Annotated in this window: 8 protein-coding genes; 1 reads left to right on the top strand and 7 read right to left on the bottom strand. The window is 58.5% G+C overall.

The features are described from left to right. The coding region (locus P5540_19590) for a hypothetical protein (GenBank protein ID HRT67018.1) at positions 1–586 on the bottom strand (586 nt) is incomplete at its 3' end. Positions 587–712: 126 nt separating this feature from the next. Here P5540_19590 and P5540_19585 point away from each other — a divergent pair. Continuing rightward, positions 713–1,627 (top strand): IS1595 family transposase, encoded by a 915-nt coding sequence (locus P5540_19585; protein ID HRT67017.1) that lies wholly within the window; start codon positions 713–715, stop codon positions 1,625–1,627. A gap of 174 nt (positions 1,628–1,801) precedes the next feature. Here the strand turns inward: P5540_19585 and P5540_19580 are convergent, their stop codons facing one another. The 6 genes from P5540_19580 to P5540_19555 all read right to left on the bottom strand — a co-directional run. Beyond that, positions 1,802–2,752 carry a molybdopterin-binding protein gene (locus P5540_19580; protein ID HRT67016.1) on the bottom strand — a complete coding sequence of 317 codons (951 nt, stop codon included), beginning with the start codon at positions 2,750–2,752 and terminating at the stop codon, positions 1,802–1,804. Positions 2,753–2,838: 86 nt separating this feature from the next. Next, a complete protein-coding gene (locus P5540_19575) occupies positions 2,839–3,381 on the bottom strand; it encodes a molybdopterin-dependent oxidoreductase (GenBank protein HRT67015.1) in 543 nt (180 codons plus the stop codon). A gap of 86 nt (positions 3,382–3,467) precedes the next feature. Beyond that, the gene (locus P5540_19570; protein HRT67014.1) at positions 3,468–4,373 is read right to left on the bottom strand and encodes a DUF1559 domain-containing protein; all 906 of its coding nucleotides are present in this window, start codon (positions 4,371–4,373) and stop codon (positions 3,468–3,470) included. Between the two features lie 117 nt (positions 4,374–4,490). Next, positions 4,491–4,958 (bottom strand): cyclic pyranopterin monophosphate synthase MoaC, encoded by a 468-nt coding sequence (moaC, locus tag P5540_19565; protein ID HRT67013.1) that lies wholly within the window; start codon positions 4,956–4,958, stop codon positions 4,491–4,493. Further along, on the bottom strand, positions 4,955–5,752 hold the full coding sequence (locus P5540_19560) for a radical SAM protein (protein ID HRT67012.1): 798 nt from the start codon (positions 5,750–5,752) through the stop codon (positions 4,955–4,957). The genes moaC and P5540_19560 overlap by 4 nt, the downstream gene beginning before the upstream one ends. Next, the coding region (locus P5540_19555; GenBank protein HRT67011.1) for a molybdopterin molybdotransferase MoeA at positions 5,733–6,691 on the bottom strand (959 nt) is incomplete at its 5' end. The genes P5540_19560 and P5540_19555, both read right to left, overlap by 20 nt.

Genomic DNA, 6,691 nt, shown 5'->3' with positions numbered 1-6,691 from the left:
TGTTGAAAAATACCGTGTTTTCTACAATCGCCGAAGCGCCGAGACAATTGTGCATTGCGCCGCCGGAAACGGCATAATTGCCGTAGAGTCGGCAATTGGCCACAGACACCCCGCCGCCGCGGTTGTACATCCCGCCGCCAAGCCCCAAGCTGTCCGCGCCGTCTGCCCGTCCGCCAGTGATCGAAAACCCATCGAGCGTGGCGCGATTGTCCCCTTGTATTACGTGATACGCGGGCACGCCCGGACCTCGGCCATTCGAGCCGTCGATTATGGTCGCGTACGTCGTCCAGTCGCGCTGGCTGCGATCCGTTTCGACACCGCTGAAGCCCCCGTATAGATGCACACGGCGTTGGGTAAGCATCAGGCTGCCATTTGGGCTGGGGCGCGACTCGTCATAGTTCCCCGCGGCCATCCAAATTTCGTCGTCCCGCGCCGCCAAGTCCAGTCCCGGCTGGATGGTCCGAAACGCCGTTGCCCAACTCAGACCGTCTTCCGTACCGGAAAGGTTATCCTTGTCGACATACCATACTGCCGAAAAGGCGGAGGTGGAGACTACCAAGAACAAGAAGGCAACATATTTTCGCATAAATCGCATATTCTCCCCGTGCGAGTAACCCTGCATTAGTTCAATTGCGCTTCTTAAGACTTCCCCTATATGCCGTTAAAGGGCTATCCGCTTGACTCAAGTGGCCACGATATGTAGTATCTGGGCATGGAGGATTACCCGGAGACGGTGCTGGATTTCGAGGACCGCTTTGCGACCGAGGCTGCCTGCCGCGAGTACTTGGCCGAAATCCGGTGGCCGGACGGGTTTCGTTGCCCGAGGTGCGAGCATCGCGAGGCATGGCGCACCGAGAGGGGCCTTTGGCACTGCAGAGGATGCGGGTTTCAGACGTCAGTCACTGCCGGAACCATCTTTCAAGATACTCGGAAGCCATTGCGCCTTTGGTTTCGTGCGATGTGGTATGTGGTCAGCCAGAAGCAAGGCGTGAGCGCACTGGGTCTGCAACGCGTATTGGGCCTTTCGCGGTATGAGACGACTTGGATATGGTTGCACAAGCTGCGAACGGCCATGGTTCGCCCTGGCCGCGACCGGCTGTCCGGTACGGTGCAAGTGGATGAAACGTACATTGGCGGTGAGCGATCGGGCAAGTGCGGCAGAGGAGCGGCGGGGAAAACGCTGGTGGTGATTGCCGTGGAAGATCAAGGTAAACATGTGGGCCGCATTCGACTTCTTCGGGTTCCCGATGCCTCCGCGGTCAGTTTGAGCTTTGCGGTCCAGGAAATGATCCAACCCGGCAGCGTGGTGAACACGGACGGATGGGCGGGCTATGCGACTCTCGGCACCAAGGGATACATCCATGAGGAAGTCCGTCCCATCGCTGAAGTCGGAGAGAACCTCTTGCCTTTGGCTCACCGGGTATCGGCTTTGCTCAAGCGATGGCTTGGCGGCACCCACCAGGGGGCGGTTCGCCCATCCCATCTTGATTACTACTTGGACGAGTTCACCTTCCGGTTTAATCGGCGGACGTCGCGATCACGCGGGAAACTGTTTTATAGGCTGATGCAGCAGACCGTGCAGGTTGGCCCCGTGATGGGCGACGACGTTCGAGGCGGAAAACGGTGATGCCGACATCAACATGTAGTGATCACTGGAGTCAAGCGGATAGCTCTTTGCCGTTATTTTACACTAATCCCACTAAAATGTCAAACGGTCGAGTGCTTTTTTCTGCTTATCTACAGGACGGTCTGGCTTTGAAATGGTGCGCAAGGAGACCCGCGCAATGCCCCAACCTGAATTTCAGTGCGTGTCAAGGCCGTGCAGCATAAAGATGGCGTGTTCGAGGGTCTTGAGAATCTCGGCCATGTACTCGTCCACGGCCTTGAGGCTGCCGGGCAGGGTGTAGATGAGGGTTTTTCCGGAAACAACGGCCACGGAACGGCTAAGGAGGGCATTCGGCTTATCCGCGCCGTACTTGACGCGGATGTATTCCATGAGTCCGGGTATGATCTTGTCGGCAAGAGCGGTCACAACTTCTGGGGCGATATCGCGCGGGCCAATGCCGGTGCCGCCGGTCGTGAAGATCGCATGCGCTCCGGCGTCGCGCGCGGCAGTCAATTCGTTCTGTAATTGTTGGACATCGTCCGGCATAAGTGTAGATACGGCATCGAGTTGCCAGTGTTTTTCCTGCGCGAACGCTTCGAGGAGTTCGCGAATGCGCGGTCCGCTGCGGTCTTCGTAGACGCCTTGGCTGGCACGGTCGCTCAACGTTACGATTCGGCAGCGCAACGTGCGCGGCACGCGAGCAATGGCATCGCCCGGCTTCACCACCCCACCGCGAATCACGCGGGTGAAAATGCCTTCCTTGGGCATCACGCAACGGCCAACCTGCTGAAAGATGGCGCAACTCGCCCCGTGGCATTTCTTGCCCAGTTGCGTTACTTCGAGTTCGACGGACGGGCCGATGGTTATGCGATCAAGGATCGCCGACTGAAGGAGATCAATGTCCCGAGTCGTGATATTTTCCGCAAACTCGCCGGGAAGAAACGATTGGCCGGCCTCGCCGGAAAACCGTTCGATACTTTCGGCGGCCAGCAGGCTGACCTGCCGGTGCCAATCGCCGGCATGGGCGTCGTTTTGCACGCCATGCTCGCCGATGACAATCTCCGGCGCGGGCTGCTTGGAAGTGCCTTGCCGTTCGGACAGGTTTACCGAGACAATCGAACCGTTGCGCGTGTCTGGACAGGACATTGTTTCCGCTTTCTCCGGGAACTCGCATCATCAGAACCTCCTCGATGATACCCGATGCCGGGTGGCAGCCGCCAATCGGACGCGCGCTACGGTTTCTTCTCTTCTTTCTTGTCGTCCTTCTTCTTGTCGACCACGCCGTCGGGACAGCGAATCTCGATAGTCTCAAGGCACTTGACACTACGCCCGACCCATTTGTCGCCGGGCAGGATCAGACGGAATTTGCCTTCAAGGGGCGGCAGAGGTTCCGCGTTCTTGTCGATGGCGATCATGACGCGCTTGCCTTCGGTCGTCATGGTGAGCTCCGTCCAGGAAGCCAGCGTCTGATAGCCGTCCGTTCCGCGGAACAGGACGTACATGTTTTCGCGGCGATACTCGCTCGCGGCTTCGGCGGCTTTGGCCTTCTTGAACAGTTCGCTCAAGCGGACACCCGAATAGTCGAAGATGCCGATGAACCCCGAAGAGTGTCCTACGCAAATCAACTCCTCTTCGATGTCGACGGGCATTTTACGCAGATCCGCCACGGACAGAGGGATCTTCGTGCCGTCCAAGTCGACGATTGTCAGCGTTTCCGAGGAGCGCGCAGGGCCTTCAGCCCACGCTCCCGCCGCACTTATCACACTTGCCGCCAATATACACACACTCCATTTCAGACAAGACATCATACTCGCTCCTGTTTGTTGTTGTCAGCACGGCTTGCTGTGAAAACCAAGGGGACTCAAGGGACAACGGTCACGGTGGCGGGATCGGTCGGTTCGGTAGGGCCGCCCTTGCCGAGCTTGTCGGCCAGATTGCTTGTACAGGGGTAGGTGTTCGGGTCCGGTGTGGTCGAGTTGGGATCGTGAGCGATATAGCGAATCCATTCGGCATGGGCATCGAGATAGAGGCAGTTCATGCCGCCCGGGACGTGGTTGAACTGGTTCCCCGTCCCGCTTGGATTCTGACATACCATGTCCCAGATGACCGGGATCGTGCTTTGCGCCATGGCGGTAGCCGCGGGATTGTTGATGTCCGTGACGAAGAAACGTTCGACGCCTTCACGCAAACGATAAAGGCGCGTCGTTTCCTGTGTTTGCGTGTCGATATACTCGATATCGGTGGTCACGAAGTTTTCCGGCAAGACTTTCTTGCTATCGCGGGCATCCTTCGATGCGTTCTTCTGGATGCCCCAATCGTCGTCGGAACGTGTCGCCCACCCAATGTACATGTATGAATAATCGCGGAACTGCTGCGGCAGTTCCTTGAAGCGAAGGTCTCTCAGTTGGTCGATGATGCCCTTGATTCGCCCCGCCTGGGGATCGGACGGACAGAAGATGATGTTGTAGTCCGACATGTATTCCGGATAGACGGCAGGCCCCCAAAAGAATGTATGCATGGGTACGGGGTCCGCGCCGTCGGCGGGGTAGTAGCCCGGATACTGGGGCGGAAAATTCTGGGCGCCGGCCTCGTTTGCATACATCTTGAATACCAGGCCGAGCTGTTTCAGGTTATTCTGGCACGAAGAACGCCGTGCTGCTTCGCGCGCGCGCGCCAGTGCCGGCAGCAGGATGGCCGCCAGTATGCCGATGATTGCAATAACGACGAGCAGTTCTATGAGCGTAAAGCCATTCCTTCGCGTCAACATTATGCAGTCCCTCCCTGTGTTTATGGATCGTTGTGTTGGATGCGAGCCTATTCGATATGCACCGCGAAACATAACGATAGCATACCACGTCTTTTTTCGAATGTAAAGTTTCCGTAATTACTCCTGCCCGATTGGATCTTTCCGCTTCTCGATAAGGGCGATTTCCCCGATAATCATCCGTTTGTCCACGGCCTTGCACATGTCGTACACGGTCAACAGCGCGACGCTTACGGCCGTCAAGGCTTCCATCTCGACGCCGGTCTTGTCCGTCGCGACGGCTTCGCTCTCGACGGCGACTCCGTCCGATTCGAGCATGGCATGGACACGGACACTGCCGATATTGACCGTGTGGCAAAGCGGAATCAGGTCGCAGGTGCGTTTCGCGGCCTGGATGCCGGCGATCTCGGCGATGGCGAGCACATCGCCTTTCTTGATGTGGTTCTCTCGGACGAGGGTTATTGTCTCCGGCAATAAATGAATGCGGCCGTGTGCCCTCGCAACACGGCGCTGCACGGGTTTCCCGCTCACATCCACCATCCGCGCGCGGCCTTCGTTATCGAGATGGGACAACTTTTTCACCTTCATCCTCCTATGCTGTTAAAATGGCCACGGCTCGTCTGGCCGCACAAGGGTTTCTCCGCCACGGCGCGCAGAATGGCCTCGCGCGCGCCCAGTTCGCGGACGCCGAATTGGATGTCGTTGAAGAGGCACGGGCGGATCATGCCGTCGCATGACAACCGCAGGCGATTGCAGCGCGCGCAATCCCCGCCGCTTCCGCCGATCACGACCGAGAAATCCCCAATTTCGAGATTCATCCGCCGGATATAGCGCACCTCCAGCCCCTCCTGCCGGGCATAGGCCGCGACACCGCGCGCATCGGGTTCGTCGGGTGAGTCCTGAACGACGCAATTGAGCTTGATGGGGGCCAGCCCGGCCTCGCGGGCCGCGCGGATGCCTTCGAGAACACGGTGTACGTCGCCGCCGCGCGTAATGGCCGCGTAACGGGCCGGATCGACCGTGTCGAGACTGACGTTCACGCGGTGAAGACCAGCTTCGACAAGTGGGCGCGCGAATTCGGCCAGGCGCGTGCCGTTGCTAGTCATGGCGAAGTCCGCGATGCCTTCCATGCGGCTCAGCATTTCAATCAACGCGACGATGCCGCGCCGGACGAGCGGTTCGCCGCCCGTCACGCGGACCTTGGTGATGCCCAGTTCCACGGCGGTCCGGGCCACTTCGGCGATCTCCTCGAAGCGAAGCATGCATTCGTGTCCGATGGGAGGGACGCCCTCGGGCGGCATGCAGTAGGTGCAACGCAAGTTGCATTTGTCCGTTACGGAGATCCGGAGATAGTCGATCTTCCTATTGAATCGGTCGAACACGGACCAACGTTCCTTCCTGCATGACGGTTGTTCCAATGGGCAACACGATCAATCCATCGGCATCGCACAAGGCATTGATATGGGCCGAGCCGTGATATGCGCCGGCTTCGACGCGTCCATCCGGCGTGAGCTTGACGGGCAGCCATGTTTCGCGGTCCGTTCCTTTCGTCTTGATGGGCGATGCCAGCGGCAACATCGAATGAAACGGGTGAAAATCATACCCCATAATCTTGTAGAGAAAAGGCTTCACAAGGATCTCGAACTGGATGAATGTCGAGACGGGATTGCCGGGCAGTCCGAAGCAATAGATGTCCGGAGAGACGCCAAAGGTGGTCGGTTTGCCCGGTTTTATTGCGATGGAATCGAAAAGGATTTCGACGCCGTTTTCCGTCATGATGTCCGGCACGAGATCGAAGTCCCCTTTTGACACGCCGCCGGAGAGCAGGATTACATCGTTTTCCGCTATGGCCCGTTTGAGCGCACTATCAATCGCGGGTTTTGTGTCGCGCGCAATCCCGTAGTACGTTGGAAGCGTGTCCGCGGTAAGCGCCTGCGCGTACAGTTGATGGCTGTTGCTCGTGCGAATCTGCGAAGGTCCGGGGTACTCGGTGGGCTCGACCAGTTCGTCGCCGGTGGCAATGATCCCTACGCGCGCCTTGCGGTAAACGCGCGGGTACGTACAACCCACGGTGGCGAGGACCGCCACATGTTGTGCGGCGATCCGCGATCCGTGCAGCAGCACCGCATCACCCTCGCGGATGTCTTCGCTCTTTCGACAGATGTTGTCTCGTGTCGACGCGCCATTGAAGCGGACAACGTTCTCGCGCACCTGTTCGGTGTACTCGATCATAATGACACAATCCGCGCCCTCAGGGAGCATCGCACCGGTTGTCTGGACCGATAGCACGACAGGCGGGTCTGCATCGTAGGTGCGAATGA

The sequence above is a fragment of the Candidatus Hydrogenedentota bacterium genome (assembly GCA_035450225.1).
Lineage (GTDB): Bacteria > Hydrogenedentota > Hydrogenedentia > Hydrogenedentales > SLHB01 > DSVR01.
Note: the sequence above shows the minus strand (reverse complement) of the source record. Positions and strands in the feature narration are given on the sequence as shown.

What these genes read in the sequence shown, in the direction of transcription:
- P5540_19585 (HRT67017.1), top strand. Translation starts at nt 713, where the DNA reads ATGGAGGATTACCCGGAGACGGTGCTGGATTTCGAGGACCGCTTTGCG.
- P5540_19570 (HRT67014.1), bottom strand. Translation starts at nt 4,373, where the DNA reads ATGTTGACGCGAAGGAATGGCTTTACGCTCATAGAACTGCTCGTCGTT.
- moaC (HRT67013.1), bottom strand. Translation starts at nt 4,958, where the DNA reads ATGAAGGTGAAAAAGTTGTCCCATCTCGATAACGAAGGCCGCGCGCGG.
- P5540_19580 (HRT67016.1), bottom strand. Translation starts at nt 2,752, where the DNA reads ATGTCCTGTCCAGACACGCGCAACGGTTCGATTGTCTCGGTAAACCTG.